Raw genomic sequence first — 23,408 nt, forward strand, 5'->3', positions numbered from 1 at the left:
ACCCGTCAATCCTTTTTCTTGTGTCCATGCGGCCCGCGTTCGACGATCTTTTGCAACCTGTCCGCATAAGACTGCCGCTCTGCGTCGCTCATGGCGGTGACGCGAGCCAGCCATCGTGTCTGCAAGGCTAGTTGCAGTTCTGCCGTTGCCTGCGACTGTTTCTGCAACAACACTTCAACGGCGACTGGTTCGAAGGGCACTGTGCGCAGTGCCAGGCTCAAGGCTTCAAAGTCCTGTCTGCGCCCCCTTAGGTCTTTTTCGCGTAGCGCAGACAGTTCCCCTCGCATCGCTTTTCGATCATCTTTCGGCAAAGAGCGATATAGCGCCGGGCCGAATCCCGGCGGTGCCTCGGTGTGATCTCCATCCTTCAGGCGCAGCACAGTTCCGACTGCAACACCGACAACCAACAGGTTCAGAGCCAATGACAAGACCAGCAATACTGTCATCCACCGGCGTTTCGGTTTAGGGGCAGCGTTCATTCTGTGCTCTCCAGAAAACTCGTGTCATATCCAAGGTCAGCCACAAAAAGAGCCGTCTCTTGCGAGGTCAGCAGATTAGCAGGGTCGGGCAGGAACCCCGGCGCGGAAAAGCCGATCCAGAGCCCCGCCGCACTGGCGGCGATCAAGCCGCCCACCCCCTGCCAGCCACCAACGTTGTCCATCATTCGATGCCAGATCGAAGATTGAGGTCGAGGTTCAGGCCCTAGGCGACTAAGACGGAGTTTTTCAGCATCTGTCTGGATGCGCACGGCCAGATCGTCGGGCAGCGCCGGTCGGCTCTGCCGAGCCTGCGCAAACAAATGATCCAGTTCCAGGTTTTCATCCGTCATCGTCATACCCCAGTTCTTCACGTCGCCCGGCCAGTATCGCGGTCAGACTTCGTTTGCCCCGCGCGGTCAAGCTTTCAACCGCTTCCACTGAAATTCCCATGATCCCGGCAATTTCAGTGTTGGGCAACTCTTCGATGTGGCGCAGAACCACAGCCTGCTTCTGCCTTTCTGGCAGCTCCGCCAGGGCAAGCTGCAACGCGTCCACGCGGGCTTCATCCTGCAGTCGGTCGGCCACGCTGGCTTTGCCATCTTCCGGCTCAGGAATATCCGACAACCTGCCGGGGGCCTTCCTGCGCCGGATGTCCACACACAGGTTCAGCGTTACGCGATACAGCCATGTCGAAACTTTGGCCTGACCCGGCACCCAATCCGGCGCCATCTGCCACAACCGCATCATCGCCTCCTGCGTTACGTCTTCTGCCTCGGCCCGATTGCCCAACATACGCAACGCAACGGAATAACAAAGCGGCCCAAGGCGATCGGTTAAAACCCGCGCAGCCTGTGCGTCACCATCAGCGAATTGGCTCAGCAACACATCGTCGCTGAGAGAGCTCGCGGTGCAATCCGCACCGCGAACATCGTGTAGGTGGGAGGTCAGGTCCTCCACCCTGCTTCAGTTGTCGATTGCACCTGACTTATGGTTCTTTTTCTTATGGTGCCGTCCCATCCGGTCTTTGGCATCGGCAAATTCCTGTTCCGATATTCCACCACTGTTATCTGCATCCATCCGGTCAAACATCTTGTCACCCCGGCGCGGTTTCGGCAACTCGTCCTGGCTTAGGAACCCGTCATTGTTCGCATCGTTGTTTTCGAACATTTTGGCGACCCGGTCGTTTGCTTTTTTCTGAGCAGCAGCCTGCATCTCCTCTAGGCTGAACTGGCCGTCCCCATCGGTATCCGCGGCTGAGAAACGCTCGGTGTAATGTGCTTCCATCTCCTGCTGCGTCACTTGACCATCGCCATTGGCATCCAATTCCTGAAAGGACACTGGCTCACGACCACCCGGACCAGCCGCCAGAACGGACGTGCCGGTGATTGCAACACCCGACAGGACAATCGCCGTGATGAACTTTGCATTTTTCATTTCGGTTTTCCCTTGTTGACGCGGCCTGAGTGCCGCTGCTCATAACCATTCAAACGCGCGAGGCAGGGAATTCCGTCGCGGTGCCAGCAACTTTTTTTGAACCAGCGCGGTATTTCACGACGTGGTTCACCTGAGGTGCGTTGCAAAGCGACGCACCCCCCTTTAAAAACCACCCGTTCAGGCGCATTATCCGCCAAAGATTACTGCGCGAGTTATATTATGACGGATCAGACGATCGACACCACAACCCAGAACGAGCGAGAAACCTGGCCTGCATTGGTCAAAGGGTTTCGGTGCAAGTGCCCAAATTGCGGTGAAGGCAAGCTGTTGCACAGCTACCTGAAGGTGAATGACACCTGCTCGAACTGTGGGCAGGAACTGTTTCTCCATCGCGCCGATGATGGCCCAGCTTATCTGACGATCCTGCTGGTCGGGCACCTGTTGGCCCCGGCCCTGCACGTCTCGTATGTGAACTGGCGCCCGGACCCATGGGTGATGGCCATCGGGTTTTCCATTGCTTGCGTTGCACTGTCGCTGTTTTTGCTCCCCCGTCTGAAAGGCGCTGTGGTCGCTTATCAGTGGGCGCGTCGTATGCACGGTTTTGGCAACGTTTCATGAGCCGGAAGAAGCGATTGTTTTCCGCATGACGACCGACAAGACCGCCATCCGCGATGCCGCAACCGTCATCGTGCTGCGAAACAGGTGGACCAATCCGTCGATCCTGATGGGGCAACGTGGGTCCAAGGCCGTGTTCATGCCCAACAAATTCGTGTTCCCCGGTGGAGCTGTCGATCCGGCGGATGCAGATGTACCGCTTGCGACCGCACTGCCTGACCTGTGTTTTGAGCGGTTGGCGGAACAGGCGGAATCCGGAAAACAACACGCCCTTGCCGCCGCAGCAATTCGCGAGCTTTGGGAGGAGACAGGACTTGTCCTTGGCCAGACAGGACACTGGCCGGGCAGCGTTCCTGACGACTGGCAGAGCTTTTCCGCCATGGGTTACGTGCCGTCGGCAGCTGCGCTGCAATTTGTTTTTCGCGCAGTCACACCGCCCGGCCGCCCCCGCCGCTTCGATGCGCGGTTTTTTCTGGTCGATGCCGATGCGCTGCAGGGCGATCTGGATGATTTCAGCCATGCCTCGGACGAGCTGTCGCATCTGCAATGGGTGGAACTGGATCGGGCGCGTGAACTGGATCTGCCGTTTATCACCGAGGTTGTTCTGGCCGAGGTCGCAGCCCGGGTGACCTCACCCGAGCCGCCAGTATCGGTTCCGTTCTATCAGAACAACGAAGAAGCCAATCTGTTCCTGCGGCTCAGAGGCTATCCGATGCCCGAGCACGACTGACCAATCAGTTTCACCGCATCCGGCTGACAACCACCGTCACTTCGGGTTTTTTGCCGATTTCCGCTTTTGCCGTCTGACGCACGATCCGGCGCATTTCGTCTTCCAGCTTGTCGTCATCTCGTAGGGTCTTGGCCGCCGCCCGCATTAGGAACTGGTTCAGGTCTTCTTCCAACACTTCGACCAATCCGGCGCGGGACGTTCCGACCTCGGGCAGGCCCATCGTGTCGCACCACGGTTCGCCCAGCGGCTCGTCTTCTTCATCCAGAACAACCGTCACAGTAACATGGCCGTTCAGAGCCATGCGAATACGGTCCCGTACCACGCCGTCCAACGCACCGATTTTCACCGTACCGTCCAGATAGGTACGCCCGGATTCGACATAGTCGACCACCACGGGTGCATTGCCGCTGAGGTCCAGCATGGTGCCGTTTACGGCCAGCACACCCGTTCTGCCGCCCTGCTCAGCCAGTTTGACATGCTCGCGCAGGTGCCGGTGCTCTCCATGCATTGGGATCACAATTTGCGGATCGATCAGCGCGTGCACCTTCTCAAGATCAGGTCGGTTCGCATGGCCAGAGACGTGATAGAGGCCCGAGCTGTCATCCACCACATCCACGCCCTTTTCACTGAGCTGGTTCATGATGAAAATCACGCCACGTTCGTTTCCGGGAATGGTTTTCGACGAAAACAAGAACAGGTCGCCTTCGGACAGTTCCAGACCACGGTACTTGCCACGGGCCAGTTGCGCGCTTGCCGCACGGCGTTCGCCCTGGCTGCCAGTCACGATCAGCATCAGGTTCTGGCGCGGCAGATCCAACGCTTCTTCCGCGCTGATCACCTTGGGGAAGTCCGACAGGATACCGGTTTCGGTCGCAGCTTCGATCATCCGCCGCATTGCGCGCCCTAGCAACACAACCGAACGCCCCGCTCGCGCGCCCGCCTCGGCTAGTGTTTTGACCCGTGCCACGTTCGACGCGAAGGTGGTTGCCACAACCATACCCTCGGCGTTTTCGACTAGCTTTGTAATCTCTGGCCCGACCTCGGATTCCGAACGGCCCGGATGCGCCGAGAAAACATTCGTGCTGTCGCAAACCAACGCTTTGACGCCCGGCTTGGCAATCTCGGCCCACAGGTCGGGATCAAAGGCTTCGCCCACGACTGGGTTTGCATCTAGCTTGAAATCACCCGAGTGCACCACGCGCCCTGCGGGCGTGTCGATGACCAAAGCAGCACTTTCCGGGATCGAATGTGAAACCGGAAGGAAGCCCACCGTAAACGGTCCGACTGAGATCGTTTCGGGCCAAGAGGACACGGTTGTCACCGCATCGGTCGGGTGCGCGTATTCTTCCATCTTGCGACGCGCGATATTGGCCGTGAAAGCCCGGGCATAAATCGGAGCTCCCAGTGCCTCATAGCAATGAGCCACGGCGCCGACATGGTCTTCATGTGCATGGGTGATGAAAACGCCATCCAGCCGGTCGGCCCGTTCTTTCAACCAAGAAATATCCGCATAGATCAGGTCGACGCCCGGTGTTGTGTCCATATCGGGAAAGGTGACACCCAGATCCACCAGGATCAGGCGTTCCTGCCCGGGCTGGCCATATCCGTACACGTAGGCATTCATACCAATTTCGCCCGCGCCACCCAGCGGCAGGTAGATCAATCTTTCACTGCTCATATCGAGCCATTATCCTTGTTATAGCGATGAATCACGGTCAAGCCGTGCATCGTCAAATCATCTTCGATTACGTCGAACCCCACGTCGGCCTGATCGAACAAGGGGGCCAACCCTCCGGTTCCCACGACTTTCATCGGCATTCCATATTCGGCCTTGATCCGCGCGATCAGCCCCTCGATCAGGCCGGAATACCCCCAATACACGCCTGACTGGATACAACCAACCGTATTCGTACCGATCACCTTCTCGGGACGCGTGATGTCGATATGCGGCAGTGCGGCTGCGCCCTGATGCAAAGCCTCAAGGCTGAGATTCACACCCGGAGCGATGACGCCCCCAACATAGGCACCGTCCGCGGCGACAACGTCGAAATTTGTTGCGGTACCAAAGTCCACCACAACGACATTGCCGCCATGACGGTCAAATGCACCAACTGCATTGGCCAGTCGATCCGGGCCCGGCACAGTCCCCTGATCCACGCGCGGCGGCACGGGCAACAGGCAATCCGGCCTACCTACCACCAGCGGCCTGCACCCAAAAAAGCGATCGGCAAAGATGCGCAGGTTGAACACCACGCGCGGCACGGTCGACGCAATGATGACATCCGAGATATTCGCCTCGATCCCGTAATGTTTCACCAGCGTCGAATACCAAGTGAAATAGGCGTCCGCCGTGCGTGCATGATGGGTCGAGGTGCGCAGGGTGCACAGAAATTCCTGACCGTTCCAGATCGAGAAGACTGTATTGGTATTGCCGCAATCAATGGCCAGAAGCATTTGCGCCCCTTTCAGAAATAGACATCCGCCGCAGGAATGCTCACGCGGCCTTTGGCGGTGTTTAAGACAAGGTTACCGCCTGCGTCTACCGTTTCGAAGGTCCCAACCGTCTCAGACGTGCCGGTACGGGCCGTAATAACCTCGCCCAGCCGGGCAGCACGGGACAGCCACGCGGTGCGAATGGGTTCGAACCCGTAGGTAACAAACTGAGTTTCATATTTGGCATAGGCTGAAGCAAGCTCGGTCAGAAAATCCTCGGGCGTGACGTTTGCACCGGTTTCCGACAAAAGAGAGACAGGTCGGACCGCGCCCGGTTCCACCGCGTCGGCGTCTGGGGCGTTGGCCAGATTCACACCAATACCGATGGACAGATACGCCACACCACGCCCCTGCCCGGCGCTTTCCAGCAAAATACCAGCAAGCTTGCCACCGTTCAGTAGTACGTCATTGGGCCATTTCAACGACAGCCCCGCCGCACGCCCCGTCACAGAGACACAAGCGTCAAACAGAGCCAGTGCCGCAACAAAACTGCGCAGAGCCGCCTGTTCTGGAGCACCTTCAGGGCGCATCAAAAGGGTCGCGGCAAGGTTGCCCATAGGGTTGGCCCATGACCGTCCGCGTCGCCCACGCGCAGCCGTCTGATGATGCGCCATGATCCACACAGGACCACGGGCATTGGGGGCAATCCGCGCAGCTTCGTTGAGTGTGCTATCAACTTCCTGCACCTCGTGCAGGCCATAGCCTTGTGGCCACTTGGTCATATCAAAAAGGCCCGGTCACGCGACCGAGCCCCCTCTTTCAGATTGTGCAAAACGTTCAGTTGACAAGAGTTGCCGCCGCAGCCGCTGCCGCGCCCTCGATCCCAAACTGATAGAAGACCCCGATCAGCATCAGCGCCGCGGACCCCATCAGGGCGACCCACAGAACGGGTGTCGACCGCGTTTCAATCGGGTCTTCGTTCTCGGCCCCGAAATACATGTAGAACACAATCCGCAGGTAATAGAAGGCGCCAATTACCGATGCGATGGCTGAAACTACAACAAGGCCGGTCAAATCGGCACTTACACCAGCCCGCCAAACACCAAACTTCGCAAAGAAACCCAGCATCGGTGGCACACCGGCAAGCGAGAACATCAGGATCAGAACAGCAAGGGCCTTGCCCGGATCACGTTTGGAATACTGGCGCAGCGCATCAATGTCAGTGACGGGTTTGCCGTCGCGTTCCATCATCAGGATAAACGCAAACGTGCCGATGTTCATGGTCACGTAAATCGCCAGATACATCAGCATCGCCTGAATACCCAACTCGGTGCCTGCCGCCAGACCGATCAGCGCATAGCCCATATGGGCAATCGACGAGAACGCCATCAGTCGCTTGATGTCGCGCTGACCAATTGCGGCAACCGCCCCCAGCAGCATCGACAGCACCGACAGCAAAACGATCACTTGCTGCCAGTCTTTGACCACACCTCCGAAGGCGTCATGCAGCAGGCGTGCAAACAAGGCCATTGCCGCGACTTTCGGGGCGGTGGCAAAGAAGGCCGTAATTGGCGTCGGCGACCCTTCATAGACATCCGGTGTCCACATATGGAACGGAACAGCCGAAACCTTGAATGCCAGACCCGAAATCAGGAAGATCAGGCCAAACAACAGACCAACCGAGACATCCCCATGATGGACCGTCTGAATAATGCCCGAGAACAGTGTCGTGCCTGTGAACCCGTAAACCAGCGAAGCACCATACAGCAGCAGACCTGAACTGAGAGCGCCCAGAACAAAGTATTTCAGCCCTGCTTCGGTTGATTTCGCGCTGTCACGACGCAGCGCGGCAACAACATACAGCGCAAGGGATTGCAGCTCGAGTCCCATGTAAAGAGACATCAGATCGCCCGCGCTCACCATCATCATCATACCGACGGCTGCAAGGGCCACCAGCAACGGATATTCAAAGCGCAGCAGACCCCGGCGCGCCATGTATTCCTGGCTCATCACCAGCACGGCACCTGCCGACAAAAGGATGGCAACTTTGGCAAAACGCGCGAACCCGTCATCCACGAACATGCCATTGAAGGCTACGTTGGTGCCACTGCCCTGGGTAGCGATCCAGATCGCCAGAACCGCCATCAGGCCCGCCGTGGTCCAGACCAGAACCGAAGCCAGCCCGTCTTTCGAGGTGTAGACAGCCCCCAACAGAGCCACCATCGCATAGATCGCCAGAACGATTTCCGGCAGGATAATTGTCAGATCAGCCTGGATCATGTCTCCAAAGCTCCCTTAATGCGAAGCGGCAGTCTGGGTCGCAGCCTTAGCCGCGGCCAGAGCCGTGTCATAGTTCGAAATGAGTGCCGTCGTCGATTGGCCGATCACATCGGTCACCAGTGACGGGTAAACGCCCAGAAGGATCGTCATCACGATCAGCGGGGCAAAAATCAGCCGCTCGCGCGAGCTCATGTCGGTCATCGCCTTCAGGCTTTCCTTGATCAGATCCCCGAAGACAACGCGACGGTAGAGCCACAGCGCGTAGGCTGCCGAGAAGATCACACCGGTCGCCGCAACTGCAGTCACCCAGGTGTTAACCTGGAATGTACCCATGAGTGTCAGGAACTCACCAATAAACCCGCTGGTGCCCGGCAGTCCGACATTGGCCATGGTGAACAGCATGAAGACCAGCGCATAGGCGGGCATCCGGATGACCAGACCGCCATAAGCCTCGATATCGCGGGTGTGCATCCGGTCATAGATCACGCCGACACAGAGGAAGAGCGCGGCAGAGATGAACCCGTGGCTCAGCATCTGGAAAATCGCGCCGTCAATGCCTTGCTGGTTCGCTGCAAAGATGCCCATCGTGACAAAGCCCATATGCGCGACCGAGGAATACGCGATCAGCTTTTTCATGTCTTCCTGCACCAGTGCCACCAGCGAGGTATAAACAACCGCTATAGCTGACATCCAAAGCACAAGATCAGTCATCACCGCCGAGCCAACCGGGAACATCGGCAGGCTGAACCGCAGGAAGCCGTAGCCGCCCATCTTCAACAGGATCGCGGCCAGCACGACCGAGCCCGCCGTCGGCGCTTGAACGTGCGCATCGGGCAACCAGGTGTGCACCGGCCACATCGGCATTTTCACCGCAAAAGACGCGAAGAAGGCCAGGAACATCAGCGTTTGCATACCGCCGGTGACATAGATGCCCAACACGCTGAAACTCTCGGATGCGAACTGATGGGCCATCAGCGCTTCGATATCCGTGGTGCCCGCGTCAGCATACATTGCGACCATGGCCACCAGCATCAGCACCGAGCCAAGGAAGGTGTAAAGGAAGAACTTGAAGCTGGCATAGATACGATCCTTGCCGCCCCAGATACCGATGATCAGGAACATCGGGATCAGACCCGCCTCGAAGAACAGGTAGAACAGCACCAGGTCCAGCGCCATGAACACGCCCAGCATGAGCGTTTCCAGCAGCAAGAAAGCAATCATGTATTCTTTGACGCGGTCCGTCACATTCCAGCTGGCCAGAATGGTCAGCGGCATGATGAAAGTGGTCAGCAGCACGAACAGAACGCTGATTCCATCCACACCCATCTTGTATTTCAGGCCCATCAGCCATTCACCCTCTTCCACCATCTGGAAACCGGTGTTCGAAGGATCAAAGCCTGTGTAGATGCCAATTGACACCAGAAACGTCACAGTTGTCGCCAGCAATGCAATCCACTTGGCGTTGCGCTGCGCTGCAACGTCGCTGCCGTGCAGGAACAGCGCCAGAATGCCTGCTGCGATGGCGGGGATAAAGGTGACAATAGATAGGATATTGTCCATTAGTGTGCGCCTCCGCCGATCGACATCCAGGTGACAAGGGCCGCAATGCCCAAAACCATCCAGAAGGCGTAAGTAAAGATGTACCCGGTCTGCGCCTTGCCTGCGAGGCGGGTGAAGAAGGGAATCACGCCCATAGCAACCCCATTCAGGAAGCCGTCAATCGTGTTGCCGTCACCGCGTTTCCATAAGAACCGGCCAAGGGCGACAGTGGGTTTGACAAAGATCGCGTCGTAGATTTCGTCGAAATACCATTTGTTCAGCAGGAACAGGTACAGCGGACGCTGGTTTGCTGCCAGACGTGCGGGCAGAGACGTGTTCACGATGTAGAACCAATAGGCCACGATAAAGCCAAGCACCATCGCAACGAATGGTGAAACCTTGACCCATTTCGGAGCCGCATGCGCATCGTCCAGAATGTGGTTGTCCGGCGCCATATAAAGCGCCCCTTCACCCGGCTCGCCCGCAAACACATAATGGTGGTCCCCGCCCTCTGCGGCATTCTCACCATGCGCGGCGTCATCAGCATGGCTGTCATCGGCATGGCTGTCTTCGCCGTGCGACGCATCCGCCGCCGCGTGATCACTGGCCTCGGCATGCTCTGAGGCTTCTGCAACCGGAATACCGTAGAATTTGCCGACTTTATCCGCATGGCCAAAGAAGTTTCCGTACCAAATCATGCCCGCGAATACCGCACCCAGCGACAGTACACCCAGCGGCACCAACATCACCATCGGGCTTTCATGTGCGTGATCATGCGTGTGCTTGTCGCCGCGCGGCTCGCCATAGAAGGTCAGGAAGATCAGACGCCAGCTGTAGAACGAGGTGAACGCGGCAGCGACGACCAACAACCAGAAGCCATAGCTTGATCCGCCCGCATAGGCGCTCTCGATAATTGCGTCTTTTGACAGGAAACCGGCAAAACCAAAGGTGGTCAGCGGGATACCAACACCGGTAATCGCCAGGGTACCGATCATCATCGCCCAGAAGGTGTAGGGGATCTTCTTCCGCAGACCGCCATATTCGGTCATCTCCTGTTCGTGATGCATCGCGTGGATCACGGAACCGGCCCCAAGGAACAACAACGCCTTGAAAAAGGCATGCGTAAACAGGTGGAACATCGCCGCCGAATACATGCCCACGCCCGCCGCCACAAACATGTAGCCTAGCTGCGAACAGGTCGAATACGCGATGACACGTTTGATATCGGTCTGAACCAGACCAACAGTAGCAGCGAAGAACGCGGTTGAGGCGCCAAGAACAGTGATGAACCCTGTCGCACCCGGTGCGAACTCCATCAGCGGGGACATGCGACAGACCAAAAAGACGCCTGCGGTCACCATGGTCGCAGCGTGGATCAGTGCTGACACAGGCGTCGGGCCTTCCATCGCGTCCGGCAACCATGTGTGCAGGATCAACTGCGCCGATTTACCCATTGCACCGATGAAGAGCAGAACGCAGATCACTTCGATCGCGGTCCATTCCCCCCACAGGAAATGCAGCTTCTCTTCTGCCAGCGCAGGAGCAGAGGCAAAGATATCCGAGTAGTTGATACTGTCGGTCAGGAAGAACAGCGCGAAGATGCCCAGAGCAAAACCAAAGTCGCCAACCCGGTTGACCACAAAGGCCTTGATTGCCGCCGCATTGGCCGAAGGCTTGCGATAATAGAACCCGATCAGCAGGTATGAGGCGACGCCGACGCCCTCCCAGCCAAAGAACATCTGCACCAGATTATCCGCCGTCACCAGCATCAGCATGGCGAAAGTGAAGAAGGACAAATAGGCAAAGAAACGCGGCTTATAGCTTTCGCCTTCGCGCCATTGCGGATCGTGATCCATGTAGCCGAAGGAATACAGGTGCACGAGCGCCGAAACGGTTGTCACCACGATCAGCATGATCGCCGTCAGTCGGTCCAGACGGATGGCCCAGCTTGTCGAAAGCGAGCCGCTTTCGATCCAGCGCATGATCTCGATCTGCTGCGTTTGCCCGTCGAAGGTGAAGAACACGATCCAGGACAGCAGACAGGCCAGGAACAGCAGGCCCGTCGCGGTCCACATGGCCGCTTTCTCGCCAATGAACTTCCAGCCGAACCCGCAGAGCAGCGCGCCCACCAGCGGGGCAAAGAGGATGGTGGTTTCCATGTTCCCTTACCCCTTCATCATATTGACGTCTTCAACCGCGATCGTACCGCGGTTGCGGAAGAAACAGACCAGAATGGCCAGACCAATCGCCGCCTCGGCTGCTGCAACGGTCAGCACGAACAGCGTGAACACCTGCCCGACCAGATCGCCGAGGAAACTGGAAAACGCCACGAGGTTGATATTCACTGCCAGCAGCATCAGTTCGATGCTCATCAGCAGGATGATGACGTTCTTGCGGTTCAGGAAGAGACCGAAGATGCCGATGACGAACAGCGTCGCCGCGACCGTAAGATAGTGTTCAAGTCCGATCATAGCTTCGCTCCTGGCGAGTCGGGGTAGTAGAGTTTGCAGCCGCAGGTGTAGTCGATGCGCTTGTGGTTTTTGGTTCGAGCAAAGAACTTCCGGATATCTTTCGTGAATGAATTTCGATGTTCGGATGCAATCTGCTTCAGTTCGGCGACTGTTGTCTCAGCGGTTAGTCCGATGGGACCTTCTGGCTTTTGTATCAGATCAATAGAACTTGGCACGTAACCGGCGATGTTGGTCGGCCTATATTCTCTATCGATAACGATACCTTCTCCGCTGCCGCAGTTTTGAAAGAACAGGCTTTGTTTCGGGCTGCAACCGTCTCCGGCATTCACACGTTGTCCAATGCGTCCATTGCCGATATTGACTACGGCTTCTTCGGAGAACGTTTCGAATTGCCCTCTACCGCCATTTACAAAGCTGCAATCGGAGTTCATTCGTTTTAACTTGTAACCCTCGTTCTGCGGCGCACTCTCACACGCCAACAGCGACGCCGGAGCTAGCGCAAGACAAGCCGTCATGGCTAAAACTTTCAAGAGTTCGCCTCTCACAATCCCTGCCCCGGTTTCACGTCCTTCAACTCCATCGCCTTGGCCGGGTCACGCATCATCTGGCCGATAATGTCCTGACGCTTGATGTCCTTGCGGTGGCGCAGCGTCAGAACGATGGCGCCGATCATGGCCACCAGCAGGATCAGGCCCGCCAGTTGGAACAGAAGGAAGTATTGATCGTAAAGGATGAGGCCAAGCGCCTCGGTGTTGTGGCGGTCTGTCGGGACCGGCTGGGCCAGATTGGCCGCAGCACCCTGTGCGCTGTCCCACGCCCCGAAAGCCATGACAAACTGCATCAGGATGATCAGACCAATCAGCAGGGCCAGCGGCATATAGCGCGCCATTTCGGCCTTGAGCTCGGCAAAGTCCACGTCCAGCATCATCACCACGAAGAGGAACAGAACCGCGACCGCGCCGACATAGACGATGACCAGCAGCATCGCCACGAACTCGGCCCCCAGCAGCACGAACAGCCCTGCCGAGGACAGAAACGCCAGGATCAGCCACAGGACCGAGTGCACCGGTTGGCGGCTGATCACCGTGAACAGCCCGCCGGTGATGGCGCTGATGGCAAACAGGTAGAAGGCAAAGACGGTCATTGATCCTCATCCTCGTTGTCGCCCATGACCTCTTGCGCCAGATCCAGCGCGCGGGTCATGGCCGGGATGCCGGCAAAGACCGACATCTGACCGATCGTTTCCACGATCTCTTGTTTCTTTGCGCCCGCTTCCAGCGCATGACGCACGGTCTGACGAACAGCCGAATCCGCCTGAGCGCCCTGACAGGTCAGCCCGGCCAGCGTCAGCAGCAGGCGTGTTTTGGCATCCAGCCCGTCCTTGTTGACGGTGTTGCCGAACATCATCTCCATGACCTCTTTGGGCATGGTCGGCCACAGCGCCTCGAACCCTTTGGGCGAGAAGCTTTCCATCGCCGGGTTCATCGCCTTGGCCATGTCCTGAGCTTGCTTCATCATCAGCTCGAACGGATTTGTCGGGCTGTCACTCATCGGTAAGGTGCGTCCAGTTCCAGATTGCGCGCGATCTCGGCTTCCCAGCGTTCGCCATTCGACAGGAGTTTTTCCTTGTCGTAGAACAGCTCTTCCCGGGTTTCCGTCGCGAATTCAAAGTTCGGGCCTTCGACGATGGCATCAACCGGGCATGCCTCTTGGCAGAAGCCGCAATAGATGCACTTGGTCATGTCAATGTCATAGCGCGTGGTGCGGCGGCTGCCGTCCGCGCGGGGTTCGGCATCGATGGTGATGGCCTGTGCCGGGCAGACCGCCTCGCACAGTTTACACGCGATGCAGCGCTCTTCACCGTTTGGATAGCGGCGCAGGGCGTGTTCACCGCGAAACCGCGGGGACAGAGGGCCTTTTTCGTGCGGATAGTTCAGGGTGGCCTTGGGAGCGAAGAAATACTTCATCCCCAGTTTGAAGCCGACCCAGAAATCCTGCAGCAGGAAGTATTTGGCAGCGCGGGTGTAATCGATGTTTGCCATATCAGCCTCCTACGCTCCAACGGGCGAATGCGCCCCAGAACCAGTCGAATTTCGCCGCAAAGGCCACAAAGACCACCCAAACCAGCGAGAACGGCAGGAAAACTTTCCAGCCCAATCGCATCAGCTGGTCATAGCGGTAGCGAGGCGTGATGGCCTTGACCATCGCGAAGATGAAGAAGAAGAACGCCATCTTGGCGACCATCCACAACACGCCATCGGGCAGGCCCGGGATTGGCGACAGCCAGCCGCCGAAGAACAGCAGCGAGGTCAGCGCGCACATCAGGAAGATCGCGATGTATTCACCGGCCATGAACAGCAGGAAGGGTGTGGCCGAATATTCGACCTGATAACCCGCCACCAGTTCCGATTCCGCTTCGGGCAGGTCAAACGGTGGTCGGTTGGTCTCGGCCAGCGCCGAAATGAAGAACAGAAAGACCATCGGGAAATGCGGCAGCCAGTACCAGCTGAAGAAGCCGAACGACCCATCCTGCGCGCGGACGATGTCACCAAAGTTCATCGACCCGGTCGAGATGATCACACCGATGATGATCAGACCGATGGAAACCTCGTATGAGATCATCTGTGCGGCTGAGCGCAACGAGCCCAAGAACGGGTACTTTGAGTTCGACGCCCAACCACCCATGATCACGCCATAAACCTCAAGCGAGGACACGGCGAAGACATAGAGGATTGCGACGTTGATGTCCGACAGGACCCAGCCATCATTGAACGGGATCACCGCCCAGGCGATCATCGCCAACACGAAAGAGGTGAGCGGCGCGAGGATGAAAACCGTGCGGTCGGCTCCCGCGGGGATCACGACCTCTTTGACGACGTATTTCAACGCATCCGCCACCGATTGCAGCAGACCGTAAACGCCGACCACGTTAGGGCCGCGGCGCATCTGGACAGCGGCCCAGATCTTGCGGTCGCCATAAACAAGGAACAACAGCGAGATCATCACGAAGGCAACAACAGCAAGCACTTGCGCCAGAATGATGATGGCTATTCCGCCGGGGGTGTTAAAGAATTCAGCCATTGGTCCTCACACCGTGGGTATTCCGTTTTTCGCGCGCGATGCAAAGGCCCGATGCCTGCGCAAACTGCGGCTGGGTCGGCGCGTTGGTGTAAACAGTATCTGCCGCCATTGCGCCACCCTTTTTCTTTCGTTTCAAGCACATTTCCGGCGCAGTCAGGTGCCACCCGACCACAGCGCTGGTTTGCGATATGAAACTGCTTTCGTTCATTCCGCCGCAATCTTCTCAGCTTTGCGGGCTTGCGCCTGCGCCGAAAGCTCGGCCATCAGTTGCGAGGCCCGAGCGATCGGGTTGGTCAGATAGAAATCCTTGATCGCATTGCGGAAGGTCGCCTTGCCCAAAGACCCGGCCTCCAGCGCTTGAACCTCATTCTCGATCACCTCGTCGATGCGGGCCAGATGGGGAACCGCCTCGATCAAGGCTGTGCGCAACTGCGCAAGCGAGTCATAGGGGAGTGTCGCCCCCAGCTCAGCCGACAGCGCACGCAGGATGGCCCAGTTTTCCTTGGCCTCACCAGGCGCAAACCCAGCGCGCATCGCCAGTTGCGGGCGGCCTTCCATGTTCACGAACAGACCGTTTTCTTCGGTATATGCCGCGCCCGGCAGGATCACATCTGCGCGATGCGCGCCCCGATCCCCGTGGCTGCCCTGATAAATCACAAAGGCGCCTTCGCCGATTTCGACCTCATCCGCACCAAGGTTATAGATCACATCCGCAGCATTTATTGCTTCCATACCGCCATCGTTGGTGGCGTCCACATCCATCGCGCCCACGCGCGACGCCGCAGTGTGCAAAATGATCAGGCCGCTTTCCGTATTTGCGGCAATTGTTTGCGCGGCAGCCAGAACAGCTCCTCCGTCCGCCTCCTGCAGCGCTCCCTGCCCGACGATGACCAGCGAGCGTTTACCCCTGATTTCATCGTCGCCGCCCATGTCGACAACCTTTTGCAGCGCTGCGCGATCATCGCCCACATGATGGTACCCATAAGTCAGATCGACCGCTGGACCCACCAAAGCGACTTCGGCCCCGTGCGCCCACGCCTTGCGGATACGCGCGTTCAAAACCGGTGCTTCATCGCGCGGGTTGGTGCCAATCAGAAGAATACGCTCGGCCGTATCGATGACTTCAATCGCGGCGGTCCCGGCATATCCGCCACGGTTCCCGACCGGAAGCTTGGCCCCATCGGTGCGGCACTCAACAACTCCGCCTTGCCCTTCGATCATCTGTTTCAATGCGAATGCGGCCTCGACCGGTACCAGATCACCGACGATACCGGCTGGCTTCTCAGCACCTTTCAGCGCTTCTGCGGCCTTGGTAAGTGCTTCGGACCATGAGGCCGGGCGCAGCTTGCCGTTTTCGCGGATGTAAGGTTTGTCCAGTCGCTGACGCCGCAACCCGTCCCAGACAAAGCGGGTTTTGTCGCTGATCCACTCTTCATTCACTCCGTCATGATTGCGAGGAAGGAAGCGCATCACCTCGCGCCCTTTGGTATCGACACGAATGTTCGATCCCAGCGCGTCCATAACGTCGATGCTTTCGGTTTTGGTCAATTCCCACGGGCGCGCCGTAAACGCATAAGGTTTCGAGGTCAGCGCCCCAACCGGGCACAGGTCGATAATGTTGCCCTGCAGGTTCGAATCCAGCGTCTGGTTCAGATACGAGGTGATCTCGGCATCCTCACCGCGCCCTGTCTGACCCATCTGAGTGATCCCAGCGACTTCGGTGGTAAAGCGCACGCAACGGGTGCAACTGATGCAGCGGGTCATTGCCGTGCCCACAAGCGGTCCCAGATCCAGATCATCAACCGCGCGCTTGGCTTCCTTGAACCGCGAACCGGACAGGCCATAAGCCATCGCCTGATCCTGAAGATCGCATTCGCCGCCCTGATCGCAGATCGGGCAATCCAGCGGATGGTTGATCAGCAGGAACTCCATCACACCTTCGCGGGCCTTTTTGACCATGGGAGAGTTCGTCTTGACCACCGGTGGCTGCCCTTCTGGCCCCGGGCGCAGGTCACGCACCTGCATCGCGCAGGATGCAGCCGGTTTCGGCGGACCGCCCACCACTTCAACCAGACACATCCGGCAGTTTCCCGCAATCGACAGACGCTCGTGATAGCAGAAACGCGGCACCTCGACCCCGGCCTGCTCACAGGCCTGTATCAGGGTCATCGCACCTTCGACTTCGATTTCCTGCCCGTCGATATTGATCTTGCGGAGGTCAGACATGGCTCTCAGTTCGCTCTCAAATAAACGCCAATGGCGCTGTTTCTTTGGATTTCCTTCTGCCCCAAAGAGCAGAATGTTTTGGGGTTGTCGTAGGACACGCCGTTTTTCGCCAGATAAGCCTCGCCCTTGGCCCGCATCCGATCCTTTTCAGCATCCGACTCGACATATGAGCGGATTTCCGTGTCCGAGTACCCCAGATTATTCGCTTTGGACCGCAGTCCCCACATCACACTGATCGCTTTCAATCGCCGCCCGCTGATCGACGGGCAGAACTCGGAAATCTCATTTGCAATGGCGATGTAGTAGAGTTCGTTGTCGATCTCTTTGACATCCCTCAAGGGCGGCTTTGCTTCTGCAACCACGGGCAAGGCCATCAGCGATGCGAGGGCGGCTAGTTTTGTAACAGACATGGGTTTTCCTTTCGTCTTGGACTGTCCAAGACGAAGCGGTTCGCGGCTGCTAGGCAATAACACCCTGCCCGCCCACCGGAGATATGGAAAAACACCGGTCATGGCCGCTGGCAGGTTCCTGCAAATGTCAGTTGATCATTGCTGATGCTAAGGTTCTGCGGGTCTGTATCCGGACCCACCGTCCACGAAATCCGAGACGACCCGAAGTTCTGGATGCAGAATTTGGTACCTTCATGACGTCCGGCCTCGCGCGCACCATCGAGTGAAGCAGAGACGCCTTTGACGACAACCGTAAAGTCCGCGGGCGAGGTCTTCTTGTCGACCACCTTCGCCTTGGTTCTGAACGACTTGCCATCAAACAAAAGCCGATCTGCCGACGGCTTAACCAGACCGCAAGCGGAAACACCAACCAATGCCAGCGCAACAATAAGGGCTTTGGGGGCCTTCATACTTTCCCTCTTTGTTTTCTGTTCCGCTGCGTCGCTATCAAAACGCCGCGACCAATGCCATGAGCCCGATTACGACCATGCACGCCCATCCGATCACATACAAAATTGTCCGCGGGCCGCTGGTTGGCTTGCCGATCCCCTTCAAGTGCACCACCAGCATCGCCAAGCGCGCAACCAGCGCCACCGAGGCCAGCAGGTTTACCCAGAACGGGCTGACGCCCAGCAGAATCGCCGCTGTAATGACTGTCACAAACGCAGGAAGTGTCTCCGTCCCGTTCAGATAGGCCCGGTTCAGACGATACGCCTTGTCGGCATAATCCTGGTCAGGTGTCGCACCGGGTGCCAGCCCCTTGGCTTGTTTGGCCAGTGCCGAAAACGGCGCCAGAAACAATACAACCAGCGTGAATAGCACAACCGACGCAATTGCGTGGCTATATTCTGCAAACACTTCCATCTTCGTTCACTCCGCTGCCATCGCACCCATACGGCCCGATTTCTGAGCCTTGATGCGGTCTTCGATCTCTTCCCGGAAATTCCGGATCAGGCCCTGGATCGGCCAGGCGGCCGCATCGCCCAAGGCGCAGATCGTGTGTCCTTCGACCTGTTTGGTCACGTCAAACAACATGTCGATCTCTTCCAGCTCAGCTTCACCACGCACCAGACGATCCATCACACGCATCATCCAGCCGGTGCCTTCGCGACACGGCGTACACTGACCACAGCTTTCATGCTTGTAAAACTTCGACAAGCGCCAGATCGCCTTGATGATGTCGGTGGACTTGTCCATCACAATCACCGCTGCCGTACCCAGACCCGACCCCAGATCGTTGCGCAGGTAATCGAAATCCATGATCGCGTCGCGCATGTTTTCACCGCGCACGCAGGGAACCGAGGATCCACCAGGGATAACCGCCAGCAGATTATCCCACCCGCCGCGAATGCCGCCGCAATGGGTTTCGATCAGCTGTTCGAACGGGATCGACATCGCCTCTTCGACGACGCAAGGGTTGTTCACGTGGCCCGAGATCGCAAACAGCTTGGTACCTGCGTTGTTCTGACGACCAAATCCAGCGAACCAATCCGCACCCCGTCGCAAGACGGTCGGCACCACCGCGATGGATTCCACGTTGTTCACAGTGGTCGGACATCCGTACAGCCCCGCGCCCGCCGGGAACGGAGGTTTCATCCGCGGCATACCCTTCTTGCCCTCAAGGCTTTCGATCAGGGCGGTTTCCTCGCCACAAATATAAGCCCCTGCCCCGTGATGAAGGAAAAGATCGAAATCCCAGCCCGAACCAGCGGCGTTTTTGCCAAGAAGCCCCGCGTCATAGGCCTCGTCAATCGCGGCCTGCAATGCCTCGCGCTCGCGGATATATTCGCCGCGCAGGTAGATATAGCAGGTATGCGCGTTCATCGCGAAAGAGGCGATCAGACACCCTTCAATCAACGTGTGCGGATCATGGCGCATGATCTCACGGTCTTTGCAGGTGCCGGGCTCGGATTCATCGGCATTCACAACCAGATAGGAAGGGCGACCGTCGCTTTCCTTTGGCATAAACGACCATTTCAGGCCAGTTGGGAAGCCCGCACCGCCGCGTCCGCGCAGCCCGGAATCCTTCATTGTCTGAATGATCCAGTCCCGGCCCTTTTCAATCAGGCCAGCTGTGCCGTCCCAATGCCCGCGGGCTTGCGCGCCTTTCAGCGTGCGTTCGTGCATCCCGTAGATGTTGGTAAAGATCCGGTCCTGATCCTTCAGCATCATTCGTTACCTTCAGCTGTCCTGACGCATGCGCCAGAGTTGAAAAATGTTCACACCCGCATAAATGAATGCCGCCAAAGCGGCAAAATCAAACAGCAGCGCGTGCCGGGCTGTCAAACCCAGCGCGGGGCCAATGAACAGATTCATGGCAAGCCAGATCACCATCGTCACCGCTATTACGATGCCGATATGTCTGCCCTTTCGGGCTATGGCCTGATCCTTATCCTTGTCCATCATCCCCCGATGCCCCGATGGGGCACCCGTTTAGTCTTCGTAGGTGCCATCTTCCTTGGCACGTTTGGCAAATTCGGTTTCCTCACCCGCCGCAAGCTTGGCTGCCTGTTCAATCCAGCCATCGCGCTCGATCCGGCCCTTGAACTTCAGCCGAGCATCGACCCAGGCGACCTGTTCCGGCGTCCAGGCTGCGATCTGATCATAGTGGAAGAAGCCCAACTCGTTCAGGGTCTGCTCCAGCTTGGGGCCTACGCCTTTCAACAGTTTCAGGTTATCTGCCTTGCCGTTGCGCGCGCCCGTCAGTGTTTCGGGCTGGTCCTCTTGCGCTGCCTTCGCCTCAGCGGCCTGTTTCACAGCAGGTTTCGCCGGGGTTGGCGCTTTGGGCGGCTTCGGTGCAGCTTTGGTCGCAGCCGCTTTGCCATCCTTGCCCAACCAAGGGGTCAGGATCGGAACCTCGGTCCCATCAATGCGCCTGACCGTATCGCCAATATCGGTGGCCAGTTCGACGCTGGCGTTGTACTGCGTTTTGCCGCTGTCATACTCCGTCAGGCTGGTCAGCCCCTTGAGCGGTTCAGCCGCATAGCGACCATTCTGCGGGCCCGGCGTCGGAACTTTCCCCGCCACCAGATCATCAAGGATCTTGCCAAAGCTCGCAGCGGTCAGGTCTTCGTAGTAATCCTTGCCGATCTGCGCCATCGGCGCATTGGTGCAGGAGCCAAGGCATTCGACCTCTTCCCAGCTCAGCTTGCCATCGGCGGACAGCACGTGTGGCTTGGCCGCGATCTTCTCCTTGCAAACAGCGATCAGATCCTCGGCCCCGCAAATCATGCATGAGGTCGTTCCGCAAACTTGAACATGGGCCACAGATCCCACCGGTTGCAGCTGGAACATGAAGTAGAACGAGGCCACCTCTAGCACGCGGATATAAGCCATACCCAGCATGTCGGCGACGGATTCAATCGCCGGGCGGCTCAGCCAGCCTTCCTGCTCCTGCGCACGCCACAGCAGAGGGATCACCGCACTGGCCTGACGGCCTTCGGGATATTTGGTAATCTGCGCTTCGGCCCATTGCTGGTTGGCAGCGGTGAAGGCAAAGCTTTCAGGTTGTTCGGGATGAAGACGGCGGAGCATTAGCGGTCAATCTCTCCAAATACGACGTCCATAGTGCCGATGATGGCGGCGACGTCGGCCAGTTGGTGGCCTTTGGCAACGTGGTCCATGGCTTGCAGGTGCAGGAAACCCGGCGCGCGCAGTTTGGCGCGGTAGGGTTTGTTGGTGCCGTCAGCGACCAGATAGACGCCGAACTCGCCCTTGGGGGCTTCGACGGCGGCATAAACTTCACCGGCAGGAACGTGGAAGCCTTCGGTGTACAGCTTGAAGTGATGGATCAGACTTTCCATCGAGGTCTTCATGTCCGAGCGTTTCGGCGGAGTGATCTTGCCACGCGCCAGAACGTCACCCGGGCACTCGCGGATTTTGGCGATGGCCTGACGGATGATCAGCAGCGACTGGCGCATTTCTTCCATACGGACAAGGTAGCGGTCATAACAGTCGCCGTTCTTGCCAACAGGGATCTGGAACTCGAACTCGTCGTAGCACTCGTAGGGCTGCGCGCGGCGCAGGTCCCATGCCAGACCCGATCCGCGCACCATCACGCCCGAGAAGCCGTACTTCTGGATGTCATCCTCGGTCACGACGCCGATATCAGCGTTGCGCTGTTTGAAGATGCGGTTTTCGGTCAGCAGCCCGTCAATGTCATCAAGGACGTTGGGGAATTCGTGGCTCCACGCCTCGATATCGTCCAGCAGTTCCGGCGGCAGGTCCTGATGTACACCACCCGGACGGAAATAAGCGGCGTGCAGGCGGGCACCGCAGGCACGCTCATAGAACACCATCAGCTTTTCACGCTCTTCAAAACCCCAGAGTGGCGGGGTCAGTGCGCCGACGTCCATCGCCTGCGTCGTCACGTTCAGCAGGTGGTTCAGGATGCGCCCGATCTCGGAATACAGAACCCGGATCAGAGAGCCACGGCGCGGCACCTCGACCCCGGTCAGCTTTTCGATGGCCAGACACCAGGCATGTTCCTGGTTCATCGGTGCTACATAGTCCAGACGGTCGAAATACGGCAGGTTCTGCAGATAGGTCCGGCTTTCCATCAGCTTTTCGGTGCCACGGTGCAGCAAGCCGATATGCGGGTCGCAACGCTCGACGATTTCACCGTCCAACTCGAGCACCAGACGCAAAACTCCGTGAGCCGCAGGGTGTTGCGGGCCGAAGTTGATGTTAAAGTTGCGGATCTTCTGCTCGCCGCTCAGCGCGTCCGTGCTGCCGTCATCGTATCTTGAGCCGTCCATCACCGCCCTCGTTTCTTCTTTGCTTCGGCCCGAACCCGGACCTTTTCCGCCTCGGTCGCTTTGACCGCAGCTCCGGCCAGTAGAACCCCTAACGCGCCCAGAATGATCAACTCACCCATCATCTCAGCGTCGCTCCATCTCTTGCAGTTTCATCGCCATCATCCACAGCAGGACAATCACGACCGGAGAGATGATGCATGCAAACGCCCAGTTCTTGTTGATCCCGAAATGCGGCAGCAGCTTGATCATCGGAATGACCGTTGCAACAACCAGAATTATCCAGATCAGGAACTCCATGATTACGTCTCCTGTTTCTCATCCCCCGGCAGAATGTAGTTCGCACCTTCCCATGGGGACATGAAATCAAACTGACGGTATTCCTGCACCAGACTGACCGGCTCATAGACCACGCGTTTCTGCGCCTCGTCATAACGCACCTCGGTGTAGCCGGTGGTCGGGAAATCCTTGCGCAGCGGATGGCCACGGAATCCATAGTCCGTCAGAATCCGCCGCAAATCTGGATGTCCCGAGAACAGGATGCCGAACATGTCGAACACCTCACGCTCGAACCAGTTGGCCGAGGGGTGGATATCGACGATCGAAGGCACCATGTCATCTTCGCGGATCGAAACCCGCAGACGGACACGCTGGTTCTGGTACATCGACAGGAAGTGGTACACCACATCGAACCGCTTGGCACGTTCGGGGTAATCGACGCCGGTGATATCCACCAATGTTGAGAACTTGCAGTTTTGGTCCGACCGCAGGAATTCTACGAATTCCACCAGATTCGACGGCGCCACATCGACGTTCAGCTCGCCATGGGTCACATCCCAGGACAGAACGCAATCGGCTCGTTTCAGTTCAAGCTGGGTGCCGAGTTCTTTGAGTGCTTCGCTCATCTACCCTTCCCC

Annotated in this window: 29 protein-coding genes; 2 read left to right on the forward strand and 27 right to left on the reverse strand. The window is 57.9% G+C overall.

The features are described 5' to 3' along the window. Nucleotides 1-5 precede the first annotated feature (5 nt). The 4 genes from AC2FNC_RS04695 to AC2FNC_RS04710 are packed head-to-tail and all read right to left on the reverse strand — an operon-like array spanning nt 6 to nt 1,913. Nucleotides 6-479 (reverse strand): periplasmic heavy metal sensor, encoded by a 474-nt coding sequence (locus AC2FNC_RS04695; RefSeq protein WP_480604359.1) that lies wholly within the window; start codon nt 477-479, stop codon nt 6-8. Further along, a complete protein-coding gene (locus tag AC2FNC_RS04700) occupies nt 476-829 on the reverse strand; it encodes a hypothetical protein (RefSeq protein WP_480604361.1) in 354 nt (117 codons plus the stop codon). Before AC2FNC_RS04700 ends, AC2FNC_RS04695 begins: the two co-directional genes overlap by 4 nt. Further along, entirely contained in the window at nt 819-1,436 is a 618-nt protein-coding gene (locus tag AC2FNC_RS04705) for an RNA polymerase sigma factor (RefSeq protein WP_480516414.1), read from the reverse strand. The genes AC2FNC_RS04700 and AC2FNC_RS04705 overlap by 11 nt, the downstream gene beginning before the upstream one ends. Before the next feature lie 6 nt (nt 1,437-1,442). Next, the gene (locus AC2FNC_RS04710; RefSeq protein ID WP_496714732.1) at nt 1,443-1,913 is read right to left on the reverse strand and encodes an EF-hand domain-containing protein; all 471 of its coding nucleotides are present in this window, start codon (nt 1,911-1,913) and stop codon (nt 1,443-1,445) included. Nucleotides 1,914-2,132: 219 nt separating this feature from the next. Between AC2FNC_RS04710 and AC2FNC_RS04715 the strand changes: the two genes are divergently transcribed. Together AC2FNC_RS04715 and AC2FNC_RS04720 are read left to right on the forward strand one after the other, a co-directional pair. Beyond that, the gene (locus tag AC2FNC_RS04715; protein WP_496714733.1) at nt 2,133-2,531 is read left to right on the forward strand and encodes a DUF983 domain-containing protein; all 399 of its coding nucleotides are present in this window, start codon (nt 2,133-2,135) and stop codon (nt 2,529-2,531) included. 25 nt (nt 2,532-2,556) lie between these two features. Next, nucleotides 2,557-3,258, forward strand: a complete 702-nt coding sequence (locus AC2FNC_RS04720; RefSeq protein ID WP_480516408.1) for an NUDIX hydrolase — start codon at nt 2,557-2,559, stop codon at nt 3,256-3,258. A 10-nt stretch (nt 3,259-3,268) separates the two neighbouring features. Here the strand turns inward: AC2FNC_RS04720 and AC2FNC_RS04725 are convergent, their stop codons facing one another. From AC2FNC_RS04725 to AC2FNC_RS04835, 23 genes are all read right to left on the reverse strand, one after another. After that, nucleotides 3,269-4,936, reverse strand: coding sequence for a ribonuclease J (locus tag AC2FNC_RS04725; protein WP_480516406.1), 1,668 nt, complete (start codon nt 4,934-4,936; stop codon nt 3,269-3,271). After that, on the reverse strand, nt 4,933-5,712 hold the full coding sequence (locus AC2FNC_RS04730; RefSeq protein ID WP_480476108.1) for a type III pantothenate kinase: 780 nt from the start codon (nt 5,710-5,712) through the stop codon (nt 4,933-4,935). The genes AC2FNC_RS04725 and AC2FNC_RS04730 overlap by 4 nt, the downstream gene beginning before the upstream one ends. A gap of 11 nt (nt 5,713-5,723) precedes the next feature. After that, complete coding sequence (locus AC2FNC_RS04735; RefSeq protein ID WP_480476106.1) at nt 5,724-6,473, reverse strand: biotin--[acetyl-CoA-carboxylase] ligase; 750 nt, start codon at nt 6,471-6,473, stop codon at nt 5,724-5,726. A 55-nt stretch (nt 6,474-6,528) separates the two neighbouring features. Beyond that, entirely contained in the window at nt 6,529-7,971 is a 1,443-nt protein-coding gene (gene nuoN / locus AC2FNC_RS04740) for an NADH-quinone oxidoreductase subunit NuoN (protein ID WP_480476104.1), read from the reverse strand. 15 nt (nt 7,972-7,986) lie between these two features. Continuing rightward, nucleotides 7,987-9,531, reverse strand: coding sequence for an NADH-quinone oxidoreductase subunit M (locus tag AC2FNC_RS04745; RefSeq protein ID WP_480516404.1), 1,545 nt, complete (start codon nt 9,529-9,531; stop codon nt 7,987-7,989). Beyond that, nucleotides 9,531-11,669: an NADH-quinone oxidoreductase subunit L gene (gene nuoL / locus AC2FNC_RS04750; protein WP_496714734.1), complete on the reverse strand. Its 2,139-nt coding sequence runs from the start codon at nt 11,667-11,669 to the stop codon at nt 9,531-9,533. The genes AC2FNC_RS04745 and nuoL overlap by 1 nt, the downstream gene beginning before the upstream one ends. Nucleotides 11,670-11,675: 6 nt before the next feature. After that, nucleotides 11,676-11,981 (reverse strand): NADH-quinone oxidoreductase subunit NuoK, encoded by a 306-nt coding sequence (gene nuoK, locus AC2FNC_RS04755; RefSeq protein WP_005984024.1) that lies wholly within the window; start codon nt 11,979-11,981, stop codon nt 11,676-11,678. Continuing rightward, entirely contained in the window at nt 11,978-12,511 is a 534-nt protein-coding gene (locus AC2FNC_RS04760) for a hypothetical protein (RefSeq protein WP_496714735.1), read from the reverse strand. The genes nuoK and AC2FNC_RS04760 overlap by 4 nt, the downstream gene beginning before the upstream one ends. 11 nt (nt 12,512-12,522) lie before the next feature. Next, entirely contained in the window at nt 12,523-13,125 is a 603-nt protein-coding gene (locus tag AC2FNC_RS04765; protein ID WP_480516396.1) for an NADH-quinone oxidoreductase subunit J, read from the reverse strand. After that, nucleotides 13,122-13,532, reverse strand: coding sequence for a carboxymuconolactone decarboxylase family protein (locus AC2FNC_RS04770; RefSeq protein WP_170476531.1), 411 nt, complete (start codon nt 13,530-13,532; stop codon nt 13,122-13,124). The genes AC2FNC_RS04765 and AC2FNC_RS04770 overlap by 4 nt, the downstream gene beginning before the upstream one ends. Next, entirely contained in the window at nt 13,529-14,023 is a 495-nt protein-coding gene (gene nuoI, locus AC2FNC_RS04775) for an NADH-quinone oxidoreductase subunit NuoI (RefSeq protein ID WP_480554123.1), read from the reverse strand. Before nuoI ends, AC2FNC_RS04770 begins: the two co-directional genes overlap by 4 nt. Before the next feature lies 1 nt (nt 14,024). Further along, on the reverse strand, nt 14,025-15,062 hold the full coding sequence (gene nuoH / locus AC2FNC_RS04780) for an NADH-quinone oxidoreductase subunit NuoH (protein WP_117868407.1): 1,038 nt from the start codon (nt 15,060-15,062) through the stop codon (nt 14,025-14,027). 204 nt (nt 15,063-15,266) lie between these two features. Further along, the gene (gene nuoG, locus AC2FNC_RS04785; protein ID WP_480604372.1) at nt 15,267-17,288 is read right to left on the reverse strand and encodes an NADH-quinone oxidoreductase subunit NuoG; all 2,022 of its coding nucleotides are present in this window, start codon (nt 17,286-17,288) and stop codon (nt 15,267-15,269) included. 5 nt (nt 17,289-17,293) lie between these two features. Beyond that, nucleotides 17,294-17,698 (reverse strand): DUF5333 domain-containing protein, encoded by a 405-nt coding sequence (locus AC2FNC_RS04790; protein ID WP_480516390.1) that lies wholly within the window; start codon nt 17,696-17,698, stop codon nt 17,294-17,296. Nucleotides 17,699-17,796: 98 nt separating this feature from the next. Beyond that, on the reverse strand, nt 17,797-18,147 hold the full coding sequence (locus AC2FNC_RS04795; RefSeq protein WP_480476087.1) for a hypothetical protein: 351 nt from the start codon (nt 18,145-18,147) through the stop codon (nt 17,797-17,799). 37 nt (nt 18,148-18,184) lie between these two features. After that, entirely contained in the window at nt 18,185-18,601 is a 417-nt protein-coding gene (locus AC2FNC_RS04800; protein WP_480476085.1) for an MAPEG family protein, read from the reverse strand. Nucleotides 18,602-18,607: 6 nt separating this feature from the next. Continuing rightward, a complete protein-coding gene (gene nuoF, locus AC2FNC_RS04805; RefSeq protein WP_480476083.1) occupies nt 18,608-19,906 on the reverse strand; it encodes an NADH-quinone oxidoreductase subunit NuoF in 1,299 nt (432 codons plus the stop codon). A 12-nt stretch (nt 19,907-19,918) separates the two neighbouring features. Next, nucleotides 19,919-20,140, reverse strand: coding sequence for a DUF5337 domain-containing protein (locus tag AC2FNC_RS04810; protein WP_209598087.1), 222 nt, complete (start codon nt 20,138-20,140; stop codon nt 19,919-19,921). Nucleotides 20,141-20,170: 30 nt separating this feature from the next. Beyond that, nucleotides 20,171-21,271 carry an NADH-quinone oxidoreductase subunit NuoE gene (nuoE, locus tag AC2FNC_RS04815; protein ID WP_496714736.1) on the reverse strand — a complete coding sequence of 367 codons (1,101 nt, stop codon included), beginning with the start codon at nt 21,269-21,271 and terminating at the stop codon, nt 20,171-20,173. Then, nucleotides 21,271-22,494, reverse strand: coding sequence for an NADH-quinone oxidoreductase subunit D (locus AC2FNC_RS04820; protein WP_480476079.1), 1,224 nt, complete (start codon nt 22,492-22,494; stop codon nt 21,271-21,273). Before AC2FNC_RS04820 ends, nuoE begins: the two co-directional genes overlap by 1 nt. Continuing rightward, nucleotides 22,494-22,616 (reverse strand): hypothetical protein, encoded by a 123-nt coding sequence (locus tag AC2FNC_RS04825; protein WP_280923171.1) that lies wholly within the window; start codon nt 22,614-22,616, stop codon nt 22,494-22,496. The genes AC2FNC_RS04820 and AC2FNC_RS04825 overlap by 1 nt, the downstream gene beginning before the upstream one ends. Before the next feature lies 1 nt (nt 22,617). Further along, entirely contained in the window at nt 22,618-22,791 is a 174-nt protein-coding gene (locus AC2FNC_RS04830) for a hypothetical protein (RefSeq protein ID WP_170569030.1), read from the reverse strand. Nucleotides 22,792-22,793: 2 nt separating this feature from the next. Then, nucleotides 22,794-23,396 (reverse strand): NADH-quinone oxidoreductase subunit C, encoded by a 603-nt coding sequence (locus tag AC2FNC_RS04835; protein ID WP_480554116.1) that lies wholly within the window; start codon nt 23,394-23,396, stop codon nt 22,794-22,796. Between the last annotated feature and the right edge of the window lie 12 nt (nt 23,397-23,408).

The sequence above is a fragment of the Ruegeria sp. BHSA123 genome (assembly GCF_059613425.1).